The sequence below is a fragment of the Pleomorphovibrio marinus genome (assembly GCF_003347495.1).
In the GTDB taxonomy this organism is placed as follows: domain Bacteria; phylum Bacteroidota; class Bacteroidia; order Cytophagales; family Cyclobacteriaceae; genus Pleomorphovibrio; species Pleomorphovibrio marinus.
In genome coordinates this window covers 1-23,882 of record NZ_QCXY01000018.1, presented here as the reverse complement: position 1 = coordinate 23,882, position 23,882 = coordinate 1, and the positions used below count along the sequence as shown (strand labels likewise).

General features: G+C 43.2%; 23 protein-coding genes and 1 other RNA gene. 18 read left to right on the top strand and 6 right to left on the bottom strand.

From position 1 onward, the window contains the following. Positions 1-83 precede the first annotated feature (83 nt). From DB520_RS25690 to DB520_RS27120, 4 genes are all read left to right on the top strand, one after another. Positions 84-1,571 carry a DUF5687 family protein gene (locus DB520_RS25690; protein WP_114752652.1) on the top strand — a complete coding sequence of 496 codons (1,488 nt, stop codon included), beginning with the start codon at positions 84-86 and terminating at the stop codon, positions 1,569-1,571. After that, positions 1,568-2,266, top strand: coding sequence for an ABC transporter ATP-binding protein (locus DB520_RS25685; RefSeq protein ID WP_114752651.1), 699 nt, complete (start codon positions 1,568-1,570; stop codon positions 2,264-2,266). Before DB520_RS25690 ends, DB520_RS25685 begins: the two co-directional genes overlap by 4 nt. A 269-nt stretch (positions 2,267-2,535) precedes the next feature. Next, entirely contained in the window at positions 2,536-3,771 is a 1,236-nt protein-coding gene (locus tag DB520_RS25680) for a sulfite oxidase (RefSeq protein ID WP_114752650.1), read from the top strand. A 2-nt stretch (positions 3,772-3,773) separates the two neighbouring features. Next, positions 3,774-4,241, top strand: coding sequence for a hypothetical protein (locus DB520_RS27120; protein ID WP_198675461.1), 468 nt, complete (start codon positions 3,774-3,776; stop codon positions 4,239-4,241). Between the two features lie 149 nt (positions 4,242-4,390). Here the strand turns inward: DB520_RS27120 and DB520_RS25670 are convergent, their stop codons facing one another. Further along, a complete protein-coding gene (locus tag DB520_RS25670) occupies positions 4,391-5,782 on the bottom strand; it encodes a DUF3748 domain-containing protein (protein ID WP_232835157.1) in 1,392 nt (463 codons plus the stop codon). A 167-nt stretch (positions 5,783-5,949) separates the two neighbouring features. Between DB520_RS25670 and DB520_RS25665 the strand changes: the two genes are divergently transcribed. From DB520_RS25665 to DB520_RS27115, 5 genes are all read left to right on the top strand, one after another. Beyond that, complete coding sequence (locus tag DB520_RS25665) at positions 5,950-6,393, top strand: hypothetical protein (RefSeq protein WP_114752649.1); 444 nt, start codon at positions 5,950-5,952, stop codon at positions 6,391-6,393. 1 nt (position 6,394) lies between these two features. Then, a complete protein-coding gene (locus DB520_RS25660) occupies positions 6,395-7,030 on the top strand; it encodes a DsbA family oxidoreductase (RefSeq protein WP_114752648.1) in 636 nt (211 codons plus the stop codon). 74 nt (positions 7,031-7,104) lie between these two features. Further along, positions 7,105-7,510: a transfer-messenger RNA gene (ssrA, locus tag DB520_RS25655) on the top strand. Between the two features lie 292 nt (positions 7,511-7,802). Next, positions 7,803-8,039, top strand: coding sequence for a hypothetical protein (locus tag DB520_RS27415; RefSeq protein ID WP_114752647.1), 237 nt, complete (start codon positions 7,803-7,805; stop codon positions 8,037-8,039). Continuing rightward, complete coding sequence (locus tag DB520_RS27115) at positions 8,021-8,197, top strand: PIN domain-containing protein (RefSeq protein WP_198675460.1); 177 nt, start codon at positions 8,021-8,023, stop codon at positions 8,195-8,197. Before DB520_RS27415 ends, DB520_RS27115 begins: the two co-directional genes overlap by 19 nt. A gap of 251 nt (positions 8,198-8,448) precedes the next feature. Here DB520_RS27115 and DB520_RS25645 read toward each other — a convergent pair whose 3' ends face one another. Beyond that, a complete protein-coding gene (locus DB520_RS25645; RefSeq protein ID WP_114752646.1) occupies positions 8,449-8,952 on the bottom strand; it encodes a hypothetical protein in 504 nt (167 codons plus the stop codon). Positions 8,953-9,166: 214 nt separating this feature from the next. Between DB520_RS25645 and DB520_RS25640 the strand changes: the two genes are divergently transcribed. The 6 genes from DB520_RS25640 to DB520_RS25615 all read left to right on the top strand — a co-directional run bounded on the left by DB520_RS25640 (position 9,167) and on the right by DB520_RS25615 (position 15,268). After that, on the top strand, positions 9,167-9,283 hold the full coding sequence (locus tag DB520_RS25640) for a type II toxin-antitoxin system HigB family toxin (RefSeq protein WP_114752645.1): 117 nt from the start codon (positions 9,167-9,169) through the stop codon (positions 9,281-9,283). Positions 9,284-9,295: 12 nt separating this feature from the next. Continuing rightward, positions 9,296-9,688 (top strand): helix-turn-helix domain-containing protein, encoded by a 393-nt coding sequence (locus tag DB520_RS25635; RefSeq protein ID WP_114752644.1) that lies wholly within the window; start codon positions 9,296-9,298, stop codon positions 9,686-9,688. A gap of 585 nt (positions 9,689-10,273) precedes the next feature. Continuing rightward, a complete protein-coding gene (locus DB520_RS25630; RefSeq protein WP_232835156.1) occupies positions 10,274-12,406 on the top strand; it encodes a TonB-dependent receptor in 2,133 nt (710 codons plus the stop codon). Between the two features lie 12 nt (positions 12,407-12,418). Beyond that, entirely contained in the window at positions 12,419-13,075 is a 657-nt protein-coding gene (locus DB520_RS25625) for a hypothetical protein (protein ID WP_232835155.1), read from the top strand. A 249-nt stretch (positions 13,076-13,324) separates the two neighbouring features. After that, positions 13,325-14,383 carry a sensor histidine kinase gene (locus DB520_RS25620; RefSeq protein ID WP_114752642.1) on the top strand — a complete coding sequence of 353 codons (1,059 nt, stop codon included), beginning with the start codon at positions 13,325-13,327 and terminating at the stop codon, positions 14,381-14,383. A 132-nt stretch (positions 14,384-14,515) separates the two neighbouring features. Continuing rightward, positions 14,516-15,268 (top strand): LytR/AlgR family response regulator transcription factor, encoded by a 753-nt coding sequence (locus DB520_RS25615; RefSeq protein WP_114752662.1) that lies wholly within the window; start codon positions 14,516-14,518, stop codon positions 15,266-15,268. 107 nt (positions 15,269-15,375) lie between these two features. Here DB520_RS25615 and DB520_RS25610 read toward each other — a convergent pair whose 3' ends face one another. Next, positions 15,376-16,584 (bottom strand): ATP-binding protein, encoded by a 1,209-nt coding sequence (locus tag DB520_RS25610; RefSeq protein ID WP_114752641.1) that lies wholly within the window; start codon positions 16,582-16,584, stop codon positions 15,376-15,378. Positions 16,585-17,397: 813 nt separating this feature from the next. Between DB520_RS25610 and DB520_RS25605 the strand changes: the two genes are divergently transcribed. The 3 genes from DB520_RS25605 (at position 17,398) to DB520_RS27730 (ending at position 19,492) form a co-directional block, all read left to right on the top strand. Next, positions 17,398-17,772 (top strand): BlaI/MecI/CopY family transcriptional regulator, encoded by a 375-nt coding sequence (locus DB520_RS25605; protein ID WP_114752661.1) that lies wholly within the window; start codon positions 17,398-17,400, stop codon positions 17,770-17,772. Next, a complete protein-coding gene (locus DB520_RS25600) occupies positions 17,765-19,174 on the top strand; it encodes a M56 family metallopeptidase (protein ID WP_114752640.1) in 1,410 nt (469 codons plus the stop codon). The genes DB520_RS25605 and DB520_RS25600 overlap by 8 nt, the downstream gene beginning before the upstream one ends. 123 nt (positions 19,175-19,297) lie before the next feature. Beyond that, entirely contained in the window at positions 19,298-19,492 is a 195-nt protein-coding gene (locus tag DB520_RS27730; RefSeq protein ID WP_114752639.1) for a DUF4221 family protein, read from the top strand. An 863-nt stretch (positions 19,493-20,355) separates the two neighbouring features. Here the strand turns inward: DB520_RS27730 and DB520_RS25590 are convergent. Genes DB520_RS25590 through DB520_RS25580 form a run of 3 tightly spaced genes read right to left on the bottom strand, consistent with a single transcriptional unit; the run spans position 20,356 to position 23,722 of the window. Continuing rightward, positions 20,356-22,128, bottom strand: a complete 1,773-nt coding sequence (locus tag DB520_RS25590; RefSeq protein WP_114752638.1) for a peptidase associated/transthyretin-like domain-containing protein — start codon at positions 22,126-22,128, stop codon at positions 20,356-20,358. 35 nt (positions 22,129-22,163) lie between these two features. Then, positions 22,164-23,144, bottom strand: a complete 981-nt coding sequence (locus DB520_RS25585) for a FecR family protein (RefSeq protein WP_114752637.1) — start codon at positions 23,142-23,144, stop codon at positions 22,164-22,166. Next, complete coding sequence (locus DB520_RS25580; RefSeq protein ID WP_114752660.1) at positions 23,132-23,722, bottom strand: RNA polymerase sigma-70 factor; 591 nt, start codon at positions 23,720-23,722, stop codon at positions 23,132-23,134. Before DB520_RS25580 ends, DB520_RS25585 begins: the two co-directional genes overlap by 13 nt. Positions 23,723-23,882 lie beyond the last annotated feature (160 nt).

Here is a 23,882-nt window from a genome sequence, read left to right as displayed (position 1 = left end):
TCCCAAGGGTTGTTGGGAATTTTTTCTTATTTTTCAGACAAATCCAAAAGCGGAAAATTTGGCCGCATCCATAACCAACCCTTATGATCAAAACCTTTATACAGCTAGAACTACTAAAAAGGTTACGCTCCACCTCATTTGCCAGAAGCCTTGCCATCGGGATATTTTTGGCTTTTTTGGGCTTATTGGTTTTGGCCTATTTGCTGCTTATGGGATTGGCGCTCAACTACTTGATTTCTGAGTTTTTCAGCCCTGCGGACAACACTGTTTTCTTGAACAGCTATCTGGTTTTCTTTTTTCTTTTTGAAATTATTTATCGGTATTTCATTCAACAACTGCCGGTATTTTCATTGGAACATTTCCTTCACCTACCTGTGGCGAAGTCCGGAATTATCCATTACCTCCTAGTCAGCTCATTTATTTCCCCACTTACCATTCTTCCCCTGCTCCTTTTTGGCCCCTTTGCGATAATGGAAATTGCGGAAGTTTATGGATCGGTTTCCGCAGGTGTGTGGCTGGGCTCGGTACTTCTCACGAGCTGGACCATACACTGGGTGATGCTTTGGTTCAAACAGCGATTTGAAGACAGTTTTGTGGTAATCCTGGTCATCTTCTGCCTTTTGCTGTTAGGTTCCGGCAGCACCTATTTGGGTTGGTTGGATATAGGGGCGTTTTTTGAGCCCATATTTACATTTGCCCTGGAATCTGCTGTTCCTGTAGTGCTACTCAGCATGGTAATGGTCCTTAGCTATTTCCTTTGTTTTGCTTTTTATCGGCAAAATGCCTACTTGGAAAAACTAAGCGAGGAGGATCAATTCGCCTTAAACTCCACCAATTTTGGTATTCTTTCCAAGTTTGGTTTGGCAGGAGAGATGGCCAGCCTCGAGTGGAAGCTAATCCTGCGCCACAAAAAAAGCAGGACCTACCTGACTATTTGCCTGTTTTTCCTTCTCTATGGTTTGATTTTTTACACCAACCCCATGTACCAAACCGTAGATGGTATCGCCAATATTTACATCTTTGTGGGGATATTTGTCACTGGAATTTTTATCCTACAGTATGGCCAGCTTTTCTTAAGTTGGAACAGCTCCATGTTTGATTTCTTTATTTTTCAGCGCAAAGGATTGGAAGCCCTAGTAAAGGGAAAATACCTGCTTTTCATGGGTATTTCCCTGGCCTGTTTCCTTCTTTCGCTGCCCTATGTTTTTTTCGGCTGGGAAGTGCTTTGGGTTCATCTGGCCACCTTCCTTTTTAACCTGGGCATTACCATTCACTTGGTTATTTATTTTGCCCTTTGGAAACCCAAGCCCATGGACCTTAACAAGGGGGCCATTTTCAACTACGAGGGTGTGGGTATAGCACAGTTCCTAATGATCATTCCCATACTGGGTATCCCTTATTTGATTTACCTGCCAATCTCCATTTTGGTAAGTGATTACGCCGGGCTGCTGGCCCTGGCCTTGCTGGGTTTAGGTGGCTTGATTGCCTTTCCCAAACTTTCTGATATATCCGTAAAAAAAGTACTTAGAAACAGGTATGAAATCTCATCTTCTTTTAGACAAGAGTTATGATCAAAATAGAAAAGCTGAAAAAAATATATAAGGACGTCACCGTTTTGGACATACCCCAACTCACCATACCCAAGTCCGAATGCTTTGGGCTAGTAGGCAATAATGGGGCAGGGAAAACCACCTTTTTCAGAATTATCCTAGACATGGTAAGGGCCACAGAAGGCCAAGTACTGATTGACGATGAGGATGTGAGCAAAACCGAACAGTGGAAAAGCAAGGTGGGGGCCTACTTGGATGAGCACATGCTGCTTCCATATCTTACTCCCGATGAGTATTTTGATGCACTAAAAAAAATTTATAGCCTGTCAAATCAAGACCTGGAAGTCCATTTGGACAAATTTAAGGAGCTTTTTAACGATGAAATATTGGGGAAAAAAAAATATATCCGGGACCTTTCCAAGGGCAATTCCAAAAAAGTGGGAATAGCTGCAGCCATGCTTGGCCACCCAGAGGCTGTTTTGTTAGACGAACCCTTTGAGAATTTAGACCCCAGCTCCCAAATCCGACTCAAAAAACTAATCCTCGAAGAAAAGGCTACAAATATGGTCACCTTTTTGATTTCAAGCCACGACTTAAACCACGTCACAGAAATCTGTGACCGCATAGTCCTTCTGGAAAAGGGCTTGGCCATCAAGGACCTCCAGGAAAAGACCACTATGTCAAGTGAACTGAATGCCTATTTCAATGTTTTTTGATAAAAACGATAAAACGTCTGCCCCAAGTTATTTGTTATCTCCTTATTCGATCCTAATTTAGTTCCACTACTTTATTCCCCAAAAATAGAAATAGTCATCACTAAGTTGAACATGAAATCGAGCCTGTCCTGACGGCAGTCAGGGCATGACGCAAGCGACGCACGGAGGGATGATTATCATGGCGAGATTCCCCCGAAACAAGTTCCCCGAAGCAAGTTCGGGGCAGGCAGGGGCAGGCTATGTGACCGTTGAAAAGAAAATATAAACACATGAAAAAGCAGCAGTCAAGGCAAGAGAGAAGAAAATTCTTAAGAAAGGCAGGGATAAGCGGATTTGCAGCCCTGCTAGGTGCAGATATTGTCTTTGCCCTGCCCAGAGGCTATATTCCCATTGCCTTGGAGGCCAAGGACCCCCAATCCCTTTTTGGTAAGCATCCCGACATGGTCACCCTCAACGACCAACCCTGGAATGTGGAAGCACAAGCCCATCTGCTAGATGACAAGGTAACCCCAGACGATAAAATGTTTATCCGGAACAATGGTTTGGTACCGGAATCCATTGATGTGGAAAATTGGTCATTGACGATACGGGGTGAAGCGGTAAATCAGGAAAAGACGTATAGCCTGAAGGAGTTAAAAGAGAAATTCCCCAAACACACCTATCAGCTGGTCTTGGAGTGTGGCGGAAATGGTAGGGCGGAGTATTTCCCTCCAGCGGATGGAAACCAATGGACCATAGGTGCAGTTTCTTGCGCGGAATGGACCGGAATTAGGTTAAGGGACCTCCTGAATGAGGTAGGAGTAAAGGCAAACGCCATATATGTAGGATACCATGCAGCCGACACCCATTTAAGCAGGGATCCTAACAAGGAACCCATATCCAGGGGAATTCCCATAGAAAAAGCGATGGAGGACGAAACCATACTTGCCTTTCAAATGAACGGTAAAGATATTCCCCTCGTTCATGGTCACCCACTTCGCCTAATTGCATCTGGTTTTCCGGCATCTGTTTCGGGTAAATGGATAAATGGCCTTTCAATCAGGGACAAAATCCATGATGGCGAAAAAATGGCCCCACCCTCCTACTCCATTCCCTGTGAGACCGTGGAACCAGGCACTTCGGTACCCAATGAGAAAATGTGTGTCATAGAGAAAATGCCCGTTAAGTCCCTGATTACCTACCCAAAAATCGGTGCCATGATCAAGGAGGGTCAAAAACTCCCCATCAGGGGGCATGCCTGGACAGCCGAGGAGCGCATTTCTAAAACGGAATATTCCATAGATTTCGGGGCATCCTGGAAACCTTGCCGTACCGCAGCCCCAAAAAACAGATTTGCATGGCAACACTTTGATGCCGAAATAGACTTCCCGAAAAAGGGATATTATGAAATATGGGTAAAGGCAACCGATAATACCGGGGCGGCACAGCCCATGCTAACTCCCGGGTGGAACCCAAAAGGGTATATAAACAATTCCTGCCATAGAATAGCCATTAAAGTCACCTAGCTATGATAAGACAAAACAGAAAAAACGTAAAAAGAAACACCGGAATACTCATAGCCTTGCTGATCATCGTATTAGTGATCCTGGGGTTATTGTTCTTTTTTGAAGAAGAGGAAATTTCCCAACGGGAAGATGGGTTCAGGGATGCCGATGCTCCCATTCCTGAAGAACAAATTGGGGGAAGGATTGAGAATGGTATTCATGCTGAAACAGGCCTGATAGAGGGGGAGGGATTGAAGTTGGTTATTGGGCACTGTACAGCCTGCCACTCTGCCAAGATCATCACCCAAAATGCAGCTGACCGGGAAGGCTGGAAAAAGATGATACGCTGGATGCAGGAAACCCAGAACCTCTGGGACCTAGGCGAACATGAGGACATCATCCTCGATTACCTTGCCGAAAACTACGCCCCGAAAAAAAGGGGACGCAAGCCTCCCTTGGGGGAAATTGAGTGGTATGAGTTAAAAAACTAGATTTTTATCGTGGGTATGGGACTTTTAGTCCCTAAAAAAACGCCTGGTAATCAAAACTACCCCCTATCCACTACTGCTGCCAAATTTGGGATTTGCGCAATTCCCTTGAAAACATACTATCGCTTATCCTAAAAGGAATTTCCAAAGCCTTATTCAACCTCAGGGCTGGCAAGAAAAATATGCATCCATCTACCCTTGGAAGTGGACACATACCTGTTAAAAGCCAGGATATCGCCGCTTCTTGACCAGCAGAGGGAAAAAGGAGCCTCATGACTCCTGGGGATGATCCTTCTATGGTTTTCAGCCTTGCCATTAGAAGAAAAATCCGCCAAAAAGATGCTATTATCCTGCAAATAGGCAAATGCTTCTCCGGATGGGTGCCACCGCACAGTGCCCTGCACATGGGAACCGTGATGAGTGGCTTGAAAAGAATCCTTGGTTTTGGTGGAAACCAGGAATACCTGAATAATTCCATTCTCGTCCTTTGCCAAATAACTTATCCAGGTTCCACAGGGAGAGGATGTAAGCCAATGCCGTACCTCCGTGGCAATTCCAGGGTAATGTCTTTCTTCTGTATGGGTAAGCCTATGTACCAAGGCACCTTTGGAAGGAGCGGGCATGCTGGTATCGGTACCTGCCAACGGGCCAAATTCCCCTTCCTGGTCAAGCCGATCAGGGACATCCACCATAAATACCTCCGTAAATGTCTCACCTTTTGAATTCACCAAATCACCCATAAAGGCTCTGGCCCTTTGTTGTCCCCCAGATGGTGTGGGATAACCTTTTTCCCCTACCCACCAATCCCCGTAGGCCTTGCCAATTTCTCCGGAGCCAGGTTGGGGATCTGCATGTACTTGGACCAAAAGGGCTGAAAACCAATGGCCTTGTATTTGCCCCCTACCCTCTGGGACTACAACCTTAGGCCCCTCCCTGTGGGCAACACCCACCGTTCTGAGATCCTGCTTCTTTCCTGTTTTCTTCTCCAAGTCTACCATGATAGCATCGTTGTAGGTAAAACCTATCCAATTGCCGTCAGCACTCCACTGATGTCTATGTGTACCTCCCCGCAAAGCCCCAGGAATATAAGGGGGAAGTATATTTCTGGTATCCATATAGGCCATTTCCCCAGAGTTTTCATCCACTATGGCTCCCACCCTTCTGTGCCCTGCATAGGGAAATTCCTCATTGGCTGCTTCCGGTCCATGGATAAAAATCACCTGCGGAAGTGTGGGGTGGTAGCTTACAGCCCCGACTCCAGGTCCAAAACGGGTAGCATTTTTAGTCTGGTAAATTACTTTTGTCTCCCCAGTGGCCACGTTTACCTTTCCTATGCTGGTATTTTGGGCTATCCCATCTGGATGGGGTCTGGCATCGAAGGCCAGCCATTGGTCATCAAAAGAAAAGTTATCGTTATGGTCTAATTCATGGTGTTGATCGATACTGGTAAGTTGCCTTACCGACCAAAGAGCATTACTATTTGTTGAGTCGTTTTGCATGGTGGATATGCATAGCATACCAATAAGCTGTGCTAATAGGTTCATGAATTTATTACTTGAAAATAAGGAATTTGGCTCCTTCCCAACCGTAAACTAGTGATAAATCGGCAACTTTATGGCCTGTTTTTTGTTAATTTAAAGTTTAGGGGAAAAAAAACACAAGGATTTCCAAAAGATTTGGATGCCTTTTAAAGTATAAATTAGTTTAAAACATGCAATTTCACAAAAGAAGATTTATTTACCTGAGTATTTCTACCTTGATCTTTTCGATGCTGTTGTTCTCCAGTTGTTCAAAGAGGATCAGCTTCCCACCCTCAGCAGTGGTTCCCGGGGTAGAGCCTAAAGCCAAGGTAAAGAAGACGGATGATGGCGATTATAGGGTTTCCCTGGATGTCAACCACTTGGTACGGCCTGAACAGCTTTCCCCTCCCAAAAAACACTATGTGGTATGGATAAATACCGAAAATCAAGGGGTGAGAAATATAGGGGAATTGAAAAACAGGAGTGGCATGATGGCCAATACCCGAAGAGCCAGTTTTGAAAGGACCATAGGTTTTAAACCCACACAGATTTTCGTCACCTCCGAAAACAGCACAGATGTGCAGTTCCCCGGTGACCAAACCGTCTTTAGAAGCGAAACCTTCCGGACAAAATAGCATGAAAATAGAAATCTGGTCCGACGTGGTTTGTCCCTTTTGCTATATCGGCAAGCGAAGATTGGAAAAAGCCATTGGGGAAATGGGGCTCGAAAATGAGGTGGAGCTGATATGGAAAAGCTTCTTGCTGGATCCCCAGGCACCTGCGGAAACGAGTGGAAGCAGTCTGGAATACCTTTCCAGGAAAAAAGGCTGGTCCATGGAACAGACCCTAGAAATGACAGACAGGGTTACTGGTATTGCTGCGGAGGAGGGCTTGGTCTTTAACATGCAAGACACCAAGCACGCAAATACCCTTCAGGCCCATAGGCTTATCCAACTGGCCAAAGAAAAAAGGCTGGCCAATGAGATGGAAGAACGCCTGTTCAAGGCTTATTTTACGGAGGGCAAAAATATAGGAGACTTAGAGGTACTGAAAGCCTTGGGGGCGGAAGTGGGCATAGAAGAGTCCGTATTGCAGCATTTCTTGGCTGAAAAAGACGCCTTCAGGGATAAAGTGGAAGCTGATCTCTACGAAGGCAGGCAGATAGGGGTAACTGCGGTTCCATTTTTTGTGATAGACGAGAAATATGCCATCAGTGGGGCACAGCCTACCGAGCTATTCATGAAGGCCTTGTCAGATTGCCAGAAGGTCTAAACAAAGCATTGGTAAAAATATATTGTCCATAGGGAACGAAATTTGTGTTATCTTTGTAGGCTTCTTTGGAATATGGGGCTGACCGGTTTTGACAGTAGGAGTGAAGACTGGGCTCGCATGCAGGCTGGAGTATGTACGGCCTTGAAAGATTCATACGAACCATAATTGGCGAATCTAATTACGCCATGGCTGCCTAATCTTTCCCTTTGGGGACTTAGATAACGCTTAAAGGGTTGAGTTTCGATAGATGCTCCCCGGCCACATCCCACCATCCGTCGCGCTGTCCGGGTGGAGTTGGGGTGTCGATCAGACAGTGCCGCTCCCTGTGAGGCTACTAAGCAGGGCTAAGACCAGTGGCTAAGCTGCTGTCCGGTGTGTCACCCAGCAAACAGCAGTCGAAAATCTAACAGGTGACTAAGCATGTAGACGGTACGGTGTTTCCCTATCTGGACGCGGGTTCGAATCCCGCCAGCTCCACTTAAAAAACTCCCCCTCCCCCGAAACTCTGCGAGTTTCGGGGGAGGGGGAGTTTTTTGTTTGGGGAGGGTAATTGGGATTTACAGGGAACGAAATCCGGTGTTTTTCGTATTTTTGCAGGGTAGCAACACGCTCTTTTCTTCATTTATTATGAAATCGAGCCTGCCTGGACGGCAGTCAGGCATGACGAGCACGTCACACAACGGGATGATTATAGACTGCGAGATTCCCCCGAAGCGAGTTCGGGGCAGGCTGGGGCAGGCTATATGACCGCTGAAAAGACAATTACAAACATATGAAACTAATTACGCTAAAGATACCTGACAGTAAATATGCTTTTTTTCTTGAGCTGATAAAAAACTTGGGGCTGGAGAAAATAAAGCATAAACCCTCTGAAAGCAAAGATAAATTAAATGAGGCAGGGTCAGGTTTGTCCTCACTTCGTGGAAAGCTACATCTAACTGAGAAGCAGTATCGTGACTTTCAGCAGCACGTAAATAATAGCCGTGAGGAATGGAATCGGCGTATTTAATAGATACCAATGTAGCGATCGATTTCTTGGATAACAAACTCCCAGATGAGATCATCGCCGCCACCGCCTTAACCTATGACCTCACCTTGCTCACAAGGAATATAGGGGATTTCAAAAAAATTGAAGGGCTTAAAGTGACCAATCCAAATGAGAAGTGAAAAGCCCCGAGAAAGGACCCTAAAAATTTATTTTATCCAATTCAATTTAAAGTAGTAGGTTCAGTGTAGAACACTATTCACTATCCGTGTTGCGTTGAAGCTTTTTAACCACCCAGGCTGTGGTGAATGAAACGAACATCCCGGTAAATAAAGCCCAAGCTGACCAGGATCCAACGATCCAATCGAATTATATCTCTGGCTTTAGGGAAATTTCGGGTATTTCAAATATTATTGGCTTTAAGGAAGTGATTTTACTGCATTGAACTCCATATTAAAAAAAGTACTAATACCAAAATTACGGTGAAAATAATAAACTTGTCCGCATCTGATTCATTTTGGCTGACTTCCTCAAATTTAGTGGGAGTTTCTAATTCCTTAATTCTTTTCAGGTATCCTTCCAAATTTAGATCAGGTATTTCCTTTTGGTTTACAAAGCAGAAAAAATCAGTGGTGATTCCATCCTTCTTTAAAATTAAAGCATTCCCGTCAACAAATACTTCGTTTAAAAGAAGCTTCTTACCGCCAACATTTACCACCAGGGAATCCATGGCAGCTAGATATTCCCATTTGCTTTCTTGTATTTCGCCTTCTTTAACAATGTACAGAGATTTATCCTTACGAAAAATAAGCCGTTGAATATTCAATTCACCATCCACCATGGTCCAGGGAATGTCCACCAGCATGTTCTGTTTGGCTAATCCCTGGTTGTAGGATTTTAGGGAGGATTGGAGGTCTTTGAGGAGTTCTTGGAGCATTACTCGAAATTTAATTAGGTTTAAAATTAAGAGTATAATCCAAAAAATCTCCTTAACTGTTAGATTTTATCTGTAATACGTCCTTAGGTCTCAGATTGCTTTCTGATTTGAGTAAATGGAAACATATACCTATCTGATTTATACCGGTTTTCAATTTATTTATTAAGTGCCTAATTCAATAGGGAAAAAAGAATTGTGCTGAGAGAACTATAAAATTGTCGGAAATAAATACCGGTTGGTGATCGAAGTGAATTTTGAAGAAAAAACAGTAGAAGTTCGATTTATCGGAACCCATGATCAATATGATAAGATAGACGCCACCACCATTTAAACATTGGCGAAGATGAAAACGAATAAAAACAATAATTGGTTCTTACTGGAATCAGAAGCTGATTTTGAAGCTGCAAGCAAAAGGTATGAGCAGTTGAAAGATGCGGAAAAAGGTTCGGAAGCACATAAGGAAAAAATGCTTTTGGTCCATCTGATTGCCCAATACGAAAAAAAGCTTTGGGATTTGCCGGAAGTGGATCCTGTTGAAATGATCAAAATTCGGATGGAGGATTTTGGTTATAATGCTGCCACCCTTGCAAAGGCCTACGGTGACAGGGGTACCATCAGCAAGGTGTTGAATTATAAGCAGTCCCTGTCATTAACAATGATCAGAAAATTCAGTCAGTTACTGAAAATACCGGCAGAATGCCTTATAAAGGAATACCCCCTAAAAAAAGCACTTTAAACAGGTATTAGTTGACACTTTGATTTACATCCTCTTTTTCAAGGTTATAAAAGCGTTTATTAATTTTGTTGAATAACATTTTTTCTTAGGACCTGCCATCAAAAGTCAGCAGCGTTTTTTGGAGCCTTTAAAGCTATAAGGGTTTTTGTAGGTCGAACTTTTTTGATTCAAAAGGTTGATTAATTCATACAGGAACTCCCCAAGCTTTATGCATCTCGTTTTTTTTCAGACTTTATGTAATAACGTGTAAAGGAATACCCTTTACTGGGGATGTTGGTCTTTTCGGCTACAATGCAATAATGTTCTATTCCCGGTCATAACAAATGCCCTATTGGGTTCTCAATTTTTAAATCCTATAACCTAAAGAAGGGAGGAATTGCAAACTACTGCCTGACCGGGGTACTTTTAAATCACTTTTACATTGGAGCTATTTCTTTTGGCTCTGCATTTAACGGAATTACCCCACACTTCATCCCCCAAATCCAACGGTTCAGTCAGCTTTAATTTTCTCTGCTGTTCTTTCTCCCCAGTTTTGGGTCAAAGGATATTACGATGAAGATGCTTATTTCATGCTATTTAATGCTTATGGTTCAGCCAATTTTTGGTCAGAGCCTGGTCAAAGGGTTGGTCAAAGACCAAAAAGGAAACACCATTCCCGGCGTCAACATCTTTCTAAAGGGTACTTTTGAAGGGACTTCTTCCGAAATTGACGGAACCTATATGCTGCAAACCGGCGAAAAAGGAGTTTTTACCCTCGTTTTCCAAGCCATGGGGGTTAAACCTCAGGAGTTTGAAATTGAACTGGATGGGAGCACCCTTGAAATCAGTCCCACCCTGAAGGAATCCATCAATGAAATGACTGCCGTGACTATTTCCGCAGGGGCCATGGAAGCCTCCGACGAAAAGAAAGCAGTGGTATTGCGGCCTGTAGATATTGTAACTGTGCCCTCTGCAATGGGGGATATAGTGGGGGCATTCCAGACTTTGCCAGGTTCTGCTACTGTAGGCAACGACGGGAGGCTATTTGTCCGTGGTGGTGATGCCAGCGAAACGGCCATATTTATAGATGGCCTCAAAGTCGGGAATGCATTCGGCACTACGGCCTCTAATGTGCCCACCCGGACACGGTTTAACCCCAATTTATTCAAAGGGTCTTTTTTCAGCACAGGGGGCTATTCCGCAGAGTATGGCCAGGCACTTTCATCTGCATTGGCTTTGAATACCGTGGATTTTCCTTTAAGGAATCAAGGCGATATCAGTATCATGTCCCTTGGAGGGGGATTCACACAGACACTGGCTGGAGAAAAAAACAGTATCACTGCTTCTGCCAACTTTTTTGACCTTTCACCCTATCAATCCTTGATCAAGCAAAATTTCGATTGGGAAAGGGCACCCTACGGGTGGGATGCGGAAGTTTCGGGGCGACAGAAATGGGGCAAAAGCGGAGTCGTCAAAGCTTATCTCCATACGGAATCCAACGGAATGAAAATTTGGCAACCCATGCCCGGTACAGAGGGCAGGGGCCAATTGGTGGGTATTCAAAACCACTATACTTTTGGGCAGGGTTCATTCAAGCAGATAGGCAAAAATGGTTGGAGCTATTATGGAGGGGTTTCCTATTCCAACAATGTGGATGAAATTGAATTGGACCACCTGAATGTCCGTAACCAAAACCAGGTTTTGCATAGCAAGACTGTGGCCATAAAAGAATTTTCGGATAAGTTCTCCATAAAAACAGGCCTGGAATCTTACCTCTACAGGTATGAAGAACAACTTAAATCCGAGGGTTTAAACAGGAGTTTCCAAGACCACCATGCGGTGCTTTTTACCGAGGCGGATTATTTTGTGAGCAATAAACTGGTTTTTAGAGGTGGACTGCGAGCCGGAAACAGCAGCCTTTCCGATCAAACCTGGCTTGATCCCAGAGTTTCCCTGGCCTTCAAATTTGAGCATGAAGGACAGCTTTCCCTTGCCGCAGGAAAATTCAGCCAGATGCCAGTGGAGCAATTGCGGATATTGGATCAAAACCTACAGAATACCCGGGCCGATCATTTGATATTGAATTATTTCCTGAGTAAAAATGGCAGGACTGTACGTGCAGAGGCATTTTATAAAGACTACAAGCAACTCATCACCTATGATGTGGCCCAACTACTCCCAATGCCCATGGGGTTTGATCGCATCCAACAAAACGGTGAAGGTTATGCTCAGGGGATGGATTTCTTTTTCAGGGACAGGAAGAGTTTCAAAAACACGGATTTCTGGGTGACTTATAGTTTTGTGGACAGCAAAAGGAAGTTTGCCCAATTTCGGGAAAGGGTTCAACCGGCCTTTGCCCCTAGGCATAACGGATCGGTGGTGGTCAAGCATTTTATTCAGCCCTTACAGTCCCAGTTGGGCATATCCTTCAGCTTCAACGATGGGTATAGGTACGATAATCCCAATCTGCCTGGACAGATGAATGCCAAGACAAAGAGCTTTCAGGACCTAAGTTTGGGTTGGAGTTACCTTCCCAGACCCAATCTAATAATCCACTTGGCCTGCTCGAATGTCTTTGGCCGGGATACTATTTTCGGATACCAATACGCCAGTGAAACCAATGAAAAAGGGATATTTGAAGGCATACCAATCCGGCTTCAGGCTCCCAGGTTTCTTTTTTTGGGAATTTTCCTGACCATTTCCAAAGACAAAAACGCAAACAATTTAAATAACCTATAAAATACAGAAACCATGAAAAAGTACAGTCTAGCGATTATCGTCATGATGCTTATTGCTTTGTTGACCAAAGCATCCAATGAGGCCTATGAACAGGCCATGCGTAAGGAACTGCAACAGATGAAAGCTGCAGAAAGCCCTGAAGCGCTTAAAAAATCGGCAAATGGATTTGCCCGGATTGCGGAAATGATGCCCGAAGAATGGCTACCGGATTATTATGCTGCTTTGGCGTTGGCCAATGCCGGATTCAGAAGTACAGGGGGAATGGAGGAGATGGATGCATTATTTGCACAAGCCAAAAAACATGCAGATAAGGCCAGCGCAATTTCCCCAGACAATTCCGAAATTGTTGCCATTCAGGGATTTATTACCATGGGTGAACTGTCTGTAGACCCCAATTCCCGTGGGCAGCATTTATCCGGGGTGGCCATGCAGACGTTCGGCAAAGCCATTGAACTGAACAAGCAAAACCCCAGAGCCATTATCCTGATGGCACAGATGGAAATGGGCATGGCACAATTCTTTGGCCAGGGCCCAGAAAAAGCATGTGGACTGGTCGATTCCAGTCTGCAGCTTTTTGAAAAAGAAGCCGCTACAAAAGAAAAAGGGGCTTTTCAACCGACCTGGGGAAAGGAAATGGCCCTGGGGATGAAAGAAAATACCTGCAAATGATAAATTAGCCTTCCTGAACTTGTTTCAGGAAGGTATTGCAATTCAAAATCAGGATGCTTTTGGGTTTGGGTTAATTTAACCTTATTTTCAAATGAAGAAATCGAGCACGACGCAAGCGACACACAGGGCATGATTATAATTGCGAGATTCCCCCGAAACGAGTTCGGGGCAGGCTATCTGACCATTGAAAGACAATTATAAACAGATGAAACCATTGGCTAGTACTGACCCACTATTTGAGAAAAATTCATGAGCAAAGCTTTTTACAGTTCAACCACCATCTTCGTTACCGCCAAGCGGTTTTTTGTGTTGAATTTTGGGATTTCTACCATTTTGATGCTGATTTTCTGTCCAAGCTGTTTTTTGTCTTTAGAAGGGATTCGATCCATTGTTCCTGACTGGATTTTCTCTTTTTTGATGTCGTCTTCGTTGAGCTTTGGTGGATTCAAAGTAGAGGAATATTTTGATAAAAAGATTTCCTGGATAGAAAAACCGGTGAAAAGATTGCTGCTGATGGCCACTTCTTACATGATCTATTCTTTTATTGTAAGCTTCATTTTGATTTTTTTCTATGTATGGATTACAGTAGAAGAGGTTACGCTGACTAATATTGATTGGATGCGGATTCTGAAAAACACCCTCTTACCAACATTTATTGCCTTTATCATCATCACGATATTCACTGCCCGGTCCTGGCTTTATGAATGGAAAAATGCCGCCATTGAAGCTGAGCAGCTCAAATCAGAAAACCTTGCCAGCCAGTACCAGTCCCTTAAAGACCAATTGAACCCGCATTTCTTGTTCAATTCCCTGAACGTCCTTACCAACCTGGTCTATGAAAGCCCGGATAAATCTGCTGCTTTTATACAGCAACTATCCAAAATCTACAGGTATGTGCTAGAAGTACAGGAGGAGGAACTGGTGACAATGGAACAGGAATTGGGGTTTGCTGAAAACTTCCTGAGCCTGCAGAAGATCCGGTTTGAAAAAAGTCTGGAATACACTATCGAGGTGCACGAGTACAAAGAGTTTTTTCTTCCACCGCTTTCTCTTCAACTGCTAATGGAAAATGCCATCAAACACAACATCATCAGCTTGGAGCAGCCTCTAAAAATTTTGATTGTGCAGGAGAAGGACACCCTTTTGGTCAAAAATAGGTTGCAGCCAAAACTTACCCAAGAAATTGCAGGAAATGGGATTGGCTTATCCAATATTGAAAAACGCTATGCTATATTGAGTGAGCGAAAACCGAAAATCATGCAAACCGAAAAGGAGTTTATCGTTGAATTGCCTCTCTTAAAAACATAAACCGAGCCTGATAGGGCTTTCCAAGGAAAGATGCCCGGTAGCTACAATATCAAAGGGAAACAGGAGAAACAAGCCAACCCGATACCAATAGCGAACCGGGACAAGTTGACCGCGAACAAAAATTATAAACAGATGAACATCCTGCTGATAGAAGACGAAAGACCGGCCGCCAACCGGTTGAAGCAACTGATTACGGTACTACTGCCTGAAGTTGAAATTTTCGGGAACCTGGACAGCATTAAAGGGGCTGCCCAGTGGTTGCAATCCAACCCTGCCCCGGATCTGATTTTCTGTGATATCCAATTGGCCGATGGTCTGAGCTTTGATATCTTCGAAAGGGTAAAAGTGGACAGTCCCATAATTTTTACCACAGCCTATGATCAGTATGCGATAAAGGCCTTTAAGCTCAACTCTGTGGATTATTTGCTTAAGCCAATTGATCCTCAAGAACTGGCAAATGCCATTGAAAAATACCGGACGCTAAAGCTCAAAAGCAGTATAGACCTAAACCAAATCAAAGAACTTCTACAGCCCCAAAACAAAGCATACAAAAGCCGTTTTATGGTGAAGTTTGGGGAAAAAATCCAAAGTGTACAGACCTCTGAGGTGGCATTTTTTTTCAGCGAGGAGAAGGTCACCTTTTTGCAAACCACGGGCAGGAGAAAATATATCCTGGATTATACTTTGGACCAACTGGAAAGCATGGTGGACCCTAAGCGGTTTTTCAGGCTCAACAGAAAATACATAGCTTCCTTCGGGTCTATTGCAGAAATCCATACCTATTCCAACAGCCGCCTAAAAATCAAACTTTGCGACTGTGACGATAACGACATTTTGGTCAGTAGGGAGAAGGTGGGGGCATTGAAGCAGTGGCTGGATGGGTGAGAGTGGATTTCAGAATTACGAATTGTGAATCCCTTCTGAGCGTAGCATTCGAAAAGGTACGAATTAGGATATTTTACATGCACTATACTAATTGGGGCCCCAGTCCATCAAACAAATCTCCTAAAAAAATCTTCTGACCAAGGTTGCATGGTTGCAAATTGAAAATTAAAGTCCGGATAGGTTTCCACAAACAATTGGTATTTTTTGATTTTTGCCAATCTTTCATCAAATTTTACCTCTATTGCCATAGGAGGGTTTTCGTTAAGCAGCACAAAGTCAATTTCTTTACCATCAGCCGTTCTCCAGAACCTGATACCATCTAGTCCAAACTTGTCAGCCAATAATCTAAAAACTGCCTGTTCCCACAATTCTCCTTTATCAAACCTTTGGTTGATGGGGTCAAAATTATTTAGAAGGCAATTTCTTAATCCTGAATCCAGCAGAAATCCCTTAGGCATTTTCACCAACTCCTTTCTTAGATTTGCGTAAAAAGGACGAATTAATGCCAGGTGGAAACATTTTTCCATTACCTCCAGATATTTTTGTATGGTTTCGTTTCTTGATTTGAGTGTGTTGGCCAATTCATTTACATTCACCAATTGGCCTGTTTGCGATGCCAGAACCTGGAATAGACGGTAGAATACTGCTTCATTTTGGACACCTGATTCGATAATATCTCTTTTGATAAACGAATCCCTTATTTCCTTCAGCATTTCTTTCTTCTCCGGAATGGAGGTTTCTGTGATTACTGCCGGATATCCTCCAAAGAGCATATATGCCTCCCACTCCAGGCGTAACAAATCCAACTTAAGGCTTTTGGCCAAAGGTTGTTCTTTGATTCTGACTACTTCCTCCCAAAGGTCTGACTTGCCCTGCAGCATCAAGAAATCTTCAAAATCACAGGTCAACAAATGAAAAATCCTTTTTCTCCCAGCAAGTGAATCTTTAAATTTTGAATCAATATAGAAGGCACTGCTTCCACTAGCGACTATTTTCACCTTGTCTTTGAACTCATCGTAAATCAACTTCAAAAAATTGGAGGGATCAGATAAATACTGTATTTCATCTAAAAAAACAACAGTCTTCTTCTCTTGGTTTGGGAGATATGCGAGGAGATTTAAGGGATTGGCATTCAATTCTGACAATAACGTTTTGTTTTCCAGATTAATAAAAACCTGAGGAATACCCTTCCCAATACAATATAATTTCAGGTCATGTAATAAGGTGGATTTTCCTGTTTGCCTAGCTCCAGTTACTATCGTAAATTCCTTTTTTGGGAGATGCTGCAATAGCTTTTTATATAGTTTTCTTTTCATCTGTTTATAATTTTTTTTTAGCGGTCAGATAGCCTGCCCCGAACTCGTTTCGGGGGAATCTCGCTTTGATAATCATCCCTCCGTGTGAGGTTCTCCTCATGCCTGACTGCCGTCCAGGCAGGCTCGATTTCATGTGTTTATATTTTCTTTTCAGCGACCACATAGCCTGTCCCGAATTCACTTCGGGAGAATCACGCAGTCTATAATCATCCCATTGTGTGACGTGCTCATCATGCCTGACTGCCGTCCAGGCAGGCTCGATTTCATCTTAATCGCTCTCTCCCACAATAATAGTAAAAATATCAGATATTTTACCTACTATACTAGTAAAATTATCCGATATTTTACCTACTTATTCAGTAAAAATATCCGATTCAATACGCTCCAATACTTGACAGCATCTTTTAGACTGGCACGATTTGACCAAAAACACCGGCATGGTGTGACCAAAATACCCGGTCACTCTATCGGTAGATTTTGGCACACTATGGACATGGGAATACCCAACTGCCGGACGTACGGTTCTCTCCGATTCAAGTTAGGCACTGGCAGACAGTTTAGCTCTTCGAAATCGGCAACTTCCTGTGGCTGCAAACTGCTGGCATGCCTATCTCCCGAAAAAAATCACTTTTAACTCAAATTAACGTTGAATAACTCATGTTAGAGTTGTATAACTCATATATGCGTTATACATTTACGCCTATGAAATCGAGCCTGTCCTGACGGCAGTCAGGGCATGACGAGCACGTCACACATTGGGATGATTATAGATTGCGAGATTCCATGTGGCAAATAAAAATCAATTATAAACACATGAAAGAATTAACAGAAAGAGAACTCAATGTACTTGAGATTCTATGGGACATTAAAAGTGGTTTTGTTAACGACGTTTTGGACAAATTTCCAGATCCCAAACCTCCTTACACTACTGTTTCATCCATTATTAGGATTTTGGAATCAAAAGGTTATGTATCTCATAAAGTTTATGGAAAGACCCATGAGTATTCACCAACTATTTCGAGAGTCAAATACAAAAAGAACCTACTTAAGAATGTCGTGTCCAAGTTTTTTGAAGGGTCTTTCGACAAAGTGGTTTCATTTATGGCAAGCGAAAATGAACTCAGTGAAGAGGAAGCCAATGAAATTGCTCATTTGATCGAAAACTTTAAATCAAAGAAAAATGACTAACTGGTTAATCTATTTATTTGAGGTTTCGATTTGCCACGCCCTATTCTATCTCCTTTTCTTGGGCCTTTTTAGAAACCTATCCTTCTTTCAGGTCAATAGAATTTATCTACTATCTGCTGCCATACTGGGTTTTATTATTCCAGCCATTCAAATTCCATTTTGGGATAACCATGCCTCTGAAATAATGCCTCTCCAAATGACTGAAGTATCGGATCCTTTAAGTAGGGATTCAAATGCCAACATTCCGAACTCAGATTTCCCCTGGTTAATTAGCCTAGTTTTTATTGCTTATCTCGGTGGGATGATACTTTATTTTTCGAAACTAGTAAGCACAATAATTAAAGTGAGCTCACTTATAAGGAAGTATGGCGTCAAACAATGCAGTGACGTCAAAACCGTGCATCTAAACAGTGGCCCAGCAATCTTTGTGTTCCTGAATTACGTGTTTATCAACATGAATAAAATGAACATTTCTTCCATTGAATTTCAACAAGTCATTGAGCATGAAAAAAACCACATCTTTCAAAGACATACCCTTGATAACATTATGATGGAATTGATCATCACCGTTTGCTGGTTCAACCCGATTCTTCAACTGATCAAAAAGGAACTCAATAGTACCCATGAATTTTATGTGGATCAAAGAGTTACCCAAAACACTCAAGATTTAGATAGCTATTCCAGACTCATCCTGCGGTTATCAAGCAACAAAGAAGAGCACATTCCCTTAACCCATCCATTTTCTATGTACAACATTAAACGTCGAATAACAATGCTCAACACAAAGAAAAACAAAAACAGTCAACTACTGAGGTATATTATGATTGTGCCTTGTCTGGCAATGCTCGCGGTTTCATTTTCATTTGTAGAAAAATCAACTGACGAAACTAACAAAGTTTTAGCATCAGAAAATTCCGTTGTAATCAGTAAAATCACCTGGAATGGTAATACACTTTACACGAGTGAATTCTTATCAAATTATGTGGGGATTAGGGTGGGAGACCAATTCAACGAAGCGGCCATTAATCAAAAGCTCTCTTATCAACCGGAAGGCTCAGACCTAGCATCTCTTTTCATGGATGAAGGTTATCTGTTTTTCACGGTTAATGTGAAGAAAGAAGAGCACTCAGGAACGGTAGATCTAATTTTCGATATTTATGAAGGCGATAAAATAACAATCAATAAAGTATTTGTCACTGGTAATCAAGAAGCTGATAGTGAAAAAATCCTTTCGATGATTTCTTTTAAACCAGGAGAACATTTCAACAGATCAAAGCTGGTTGCCTCACTACGAAAAATTGCTGAATCAGGTCTGGTTGACCCTGAAAATGTTGCTCCTAATCTAATTCCGCACCTTAATAACAGAACAGTGGACATTGAATTTGTAGTGGGTGACCTATAATGCAGGCCAATCGAGATGGCTCCGTTAGATTCCTCTAGCGGAGCCGTTTTTTAGTTGGGGCGGTTAATTGGTTTTTATATTACAGTAGTATGATTAACTCTTAAGTATTGAAAATTAGATGACATCTTTAAGGGAATCTATGGTGATGTAGAATTTGTCCCTCCCATTTGGGATCCGGATCGGCAACACTATTACCGGATTCATTATGAGACCTTGTTTGAAGATGATTATTCCGGGATGTATCCCAAGCGAATGGGGGCAAATGTCTATATAACCGTCTACGATAAAGACTTTCAACTGAAAGCAGAAGGACAATAACCTCAATTTCAAGACTCCCCCAGATTCCACTTCGCCAAAGACGGCAAAATCTGGCTAATTCAAAACATTAATGATGAAAATGGTTTACGCTTTAGCTTCATGCAGTGACTATGGGCATATATTAAAAAAGTTAAAAGGTAGGATGATAAAGCCAAAACTTGGGTTCCATAATGCGGATAGGGAACCAAAATGCAACGCTATCATTTAGCATCAAAACAGGTAGGCCACTCTCTCATCAAATGGTCATTCTGAAATAACTTCCCGACCGGGGTGGCATGAATGATGGCTATAGGGATACAACAAGATAGGTGAAGATATATTTCCGTACGGATAATCGGGTAAGGCTCCCAGAGTTTTCTGTCCGTTTTCGGTCAGAAATTGTCCGGTTTTTGTCAATGTTCTTGATTGTTCCCTGAGGCATAGGAAAACATGATAATTGCTTGATTCGATTAAAAATGACCCATTGACGGGTGTTTCTATATCTCTCCATGGGTCTGCCTCAGTGGCAAAGAATGGTTTTCCCAGCAAGCAATTATGCTTTCTTTACTGTTTTTTGTTCAGAAAAGAAAAGAAATTAAAAACAGAACAAGAATTAAAAATTCTATGGATAAAATAATCTTTTTCATTTTTTTTATTAGGGGTTCAAATAGTTAAAGGTTTATTTAATAGGGTTTGCTAAAACGACCATATCAACTTTGAGGCCAGAATTCTCATTGTAATGAAAAAATTAAATTCCCGCCTGGGAGAGTGCAGTTACAACCACGTTGTCTTTCGGGATACACCCAGGTGCGGGCATGGCAGTTTCTCTTTAAATAAATAGGAATGTGGCTTTACAGTGCTATACCCACTGCTGATACAATTGATTAAAATGCGACTTGAATACCGCCGATTAGACCTCCAAAAAGCCCGTAAATATTGATGTCTGTACGGTAATCCGCCAGGACAAGCCCGGGAACACTCTTTTCCGGGCTGAAGTCCAGCACCGCAAAATTAAAGGAAGGCCCAAAAAAAACTTTAGTGCCAGGGGATAGACGATAAGCAGGGAGTAATCTAAAGGAGTTGGTGATATCGGAATGTGTCCTGAAATCCGTCCCTACCCGGTTTACCCACTCGGCATCTAAAGAAAAAGTGCCCCTGTCCAGCATCATTATACCAAAGCCCAAGTCGTAGCCAAATTGAGTATGGGTATTCCCCAGCAAATAGGCCAACCCTAGGATGCCATATAGTTTTCTACCTCCCGTTCGCAACGTCAATTGCATTGCCGCCGACTCATCCATGGCCAGTGACACGCTCTTTCTTCCATTTTTTACTAAATTTAATAGGCCAATGGGGTGGTCACTGGACTCTGCAATATTAATGATCCCTATCTGAAACCTGTTTACTTGGGATGCATGGTTTAGCAATCCTGCAATTTGACTTTCCACTGATCCCCCGGAATAATTCATCAGTCCGGCCATTTGAATAATCCCCCCATTTCCAGGGGAGAGATTCAACAGGCCCGCCATTTGGCTTCCCTCTGCGATTTCAGCTTTGTTGATTAATCCTGCAATTTGGTGACCGGTAGTGGAATCCGAACGGTTATAAAGCCCCGCCACCTGCAAACCCCTAGCCCCTGATTTGGCCAAGTTGTAAAGTCCGGCAACCTGGAACCCTTCTACCTTTTGGTAAACGGTGTTATAGAGCCCTGCCACTTGCATGCCCTGCATACTACCACCCACCATATTTGCAAGTCCGGCCACTTGCAGCCCTTTGGTATCCTGTTGATTAATATTGAATACACCGGCCGTTTCAAAGCCTTCTGTGCCTGCCGAATATCCACCGATAAGATTGAGTGAAAAGCGGTTGACCATCTGACTGCCAAACATCCCCTGGGAACCTATTCCGGGAATAAAAGATACCTGGTAAGGGCTTTCCCCAAAGAAACCTTCCAGGTTTATCCGCTGAATCCGCTGCCTGAAACCTATGAAAAAGCGCCCAAAAAAGCTGTCTTCCACCTCCCCTGCATTCGTGGATTGAGGGGAAAATCGAAGCCTACTTTTAAAGTTCCTGCTGGCAATATCCACCGTGGGTAGCAGGATAAAGCTGGTATCCCTATAGTTTTCCTTACTCAGTGTTACCCATATAGAGGACTGTGAATTTTTTAGCTTTAGCTCAAAATAGCCCTCTTGATTACTCAACGCAGAGACCAGTTGACTGCGCTCATAGATGCTGGCAAATGCTACCGATTCCTGGCTTTGATGATCCCTGATGTATCCTTTGACAGTGGTTTGCCTTTCGGTTTTTTCTATTTCTGCATCCACATCCAGCATTTTGGGGGCATAGCGGATGATGATATGTCCGGGAATTTCTTTGAATTCATAGGCTGTCCCCAAGGCCAGTGTAAGAAATCCTTTAATAGTCCCGGAATAATGATCAAGGGGTGCAGGATCGTCCACGGCAATCACAGTACTGGGATAGGAAAAAAAGAAGTCATTCCCTTCTTCCAGTTGCCGAAGCGCCTCCCGAATGCTAAGTTCCCTGGAAGGTTCGAAGATAATTTCCTGCTGAAGGTGCTGTTGAGCAGACAAGGGTTTATCCTGCAAAAGGATTATTGCAAAGATTACACAGAAAAGGATAAAAAATTTGGTATTGAACATGTTAAACCCGCAGAATAGACCTGCAAAGGTAAGTGTTATTCAATAATGACCTGCTCTTCCTGCTTCAAAATCCGCACATTTAAAGTCTCCTGGATTACTTCCAGGTTTTGGTCTAGGGAACCATAGGGTAAAGTGGTCGTGATGGGTTGGGTTTGCATTGCTTTATCGGCGATTCGGATGGGAACTCCATAGGCCTCACTAAGTGCCCGAACCAACTCCTGCAATGGGATATTTTCTGCCACAAAGAGGTTGTTGATATAATACCTGTACAGTTCGTTATCCGGGGTGGATTTATGGAGTTGTTGGGTTGGTATATCCCTACGGGCCATTTCTCCCGGTTCCAGAGTTATTTTCTCTGTTCCGGAGGCCACCTCCACTGATCCATTTTCCAGGATTACTTCTTGGCCATTTGAACTGGTCTTGACATGAAAGGAAGTCCCCAGCACCCGTATACTAAGGTCCTGAACGGTAATAACAAACGGCCTCTTTGGGTCTGGCTCCACATCGAAATAGGCCTCCCCTGCATTCATCTCCACCTTGCGCTGCTTTGAAAATAGGGGCTGGGAATAACTCAGGCTGGTATGCTTGTTGAGTACGACCCATGATCCATCCAATAAGCGTTCATTGACTACCTCGTTCCCGGATACTAACTTTACAGAAGTGAAATAGGCCTGTCCGCCGTGAGGAAGGAGAAAAGTAAATATCCATATAAATCCGATCAGCAAGGCTATGGAGGCAGCTACTGCTGTCCATGGAGACGACCAGGTTATTCGAGATTTTGTCACACTGGATTTTAAGGCTTCCCTTCTTACTTTGAAGCGCTGCCAAGCTTCCTCAGAGTCCCGGCTTTCCTCCGGGGCAATCTTTTTACTATTTCCCCAAACCCATCGCAGTTCGGAATACCGTTTCTCATTGACTGGATCAGCCTCCAACCAGGTTTGGACGACTTTGTCTTCTGCGGCAGTAGTTTCCCTGAGCAGGTATCGGATGAGGAGATCGTCGTTTATGGGTTCCATAGCTTGAAGAGAAGTTGAAAGGTCAAAATTACCATTGGCAAAAATTCCGCTAGTTCCATCCGGAGGGTTTTCAGGGCTTTGGACATATGGGCTTCAACGGTTTTGAGCGATATGCCCATTTGCGCTGCAATTTCGCCATACTTAAGTTCCTCAAACCGGCTCAAGTGGAACACCATACGGCATTTTTCGGGTAGCCCATCCAAGGTTTGCTGAATGCGATCCATCAATTCTTTTTCCTGACCTTCCATAATGTGTACGTTTTCCGTTGACAATTGCTGGTTCATCGTATACTGTGCTTGTTCCCAATGCCGCTGTATTACTTTTTGATGCTTGAGCTGATTCAAGCTGTCATGATAGACTGCCTTATACAGATAAGCTTTGAGTGAAGTGGTGATTTGCAAAGCGGATCTTTTTTCCCAAAGCTTTAAGAAAATCGTCTGAACGACCTCCTCGGCCCCTTCTGCATCATTCAGGATCACATTGGCATAGGCGTGCAGTGCCCCGTAGTGGGCCTTGAAAACCCTTTCAAAGGTAGCTTCATCCAGTTGAAATTCTGTGGAAATCGTCGAATCCGTCACGGTATTTGTCAGCCAATTGGAGCAGGAAATATACACAATTCCTATCGCTTAATCGAACTAAAGCGTAAGTTGTATGCCTACCGTAAAGCCTAAATCCAGTGAGCTATAGTTTCCCCATCGCTGGGTTCCCCATATCTCCAAGCCCCCGGAACCGTAGCGG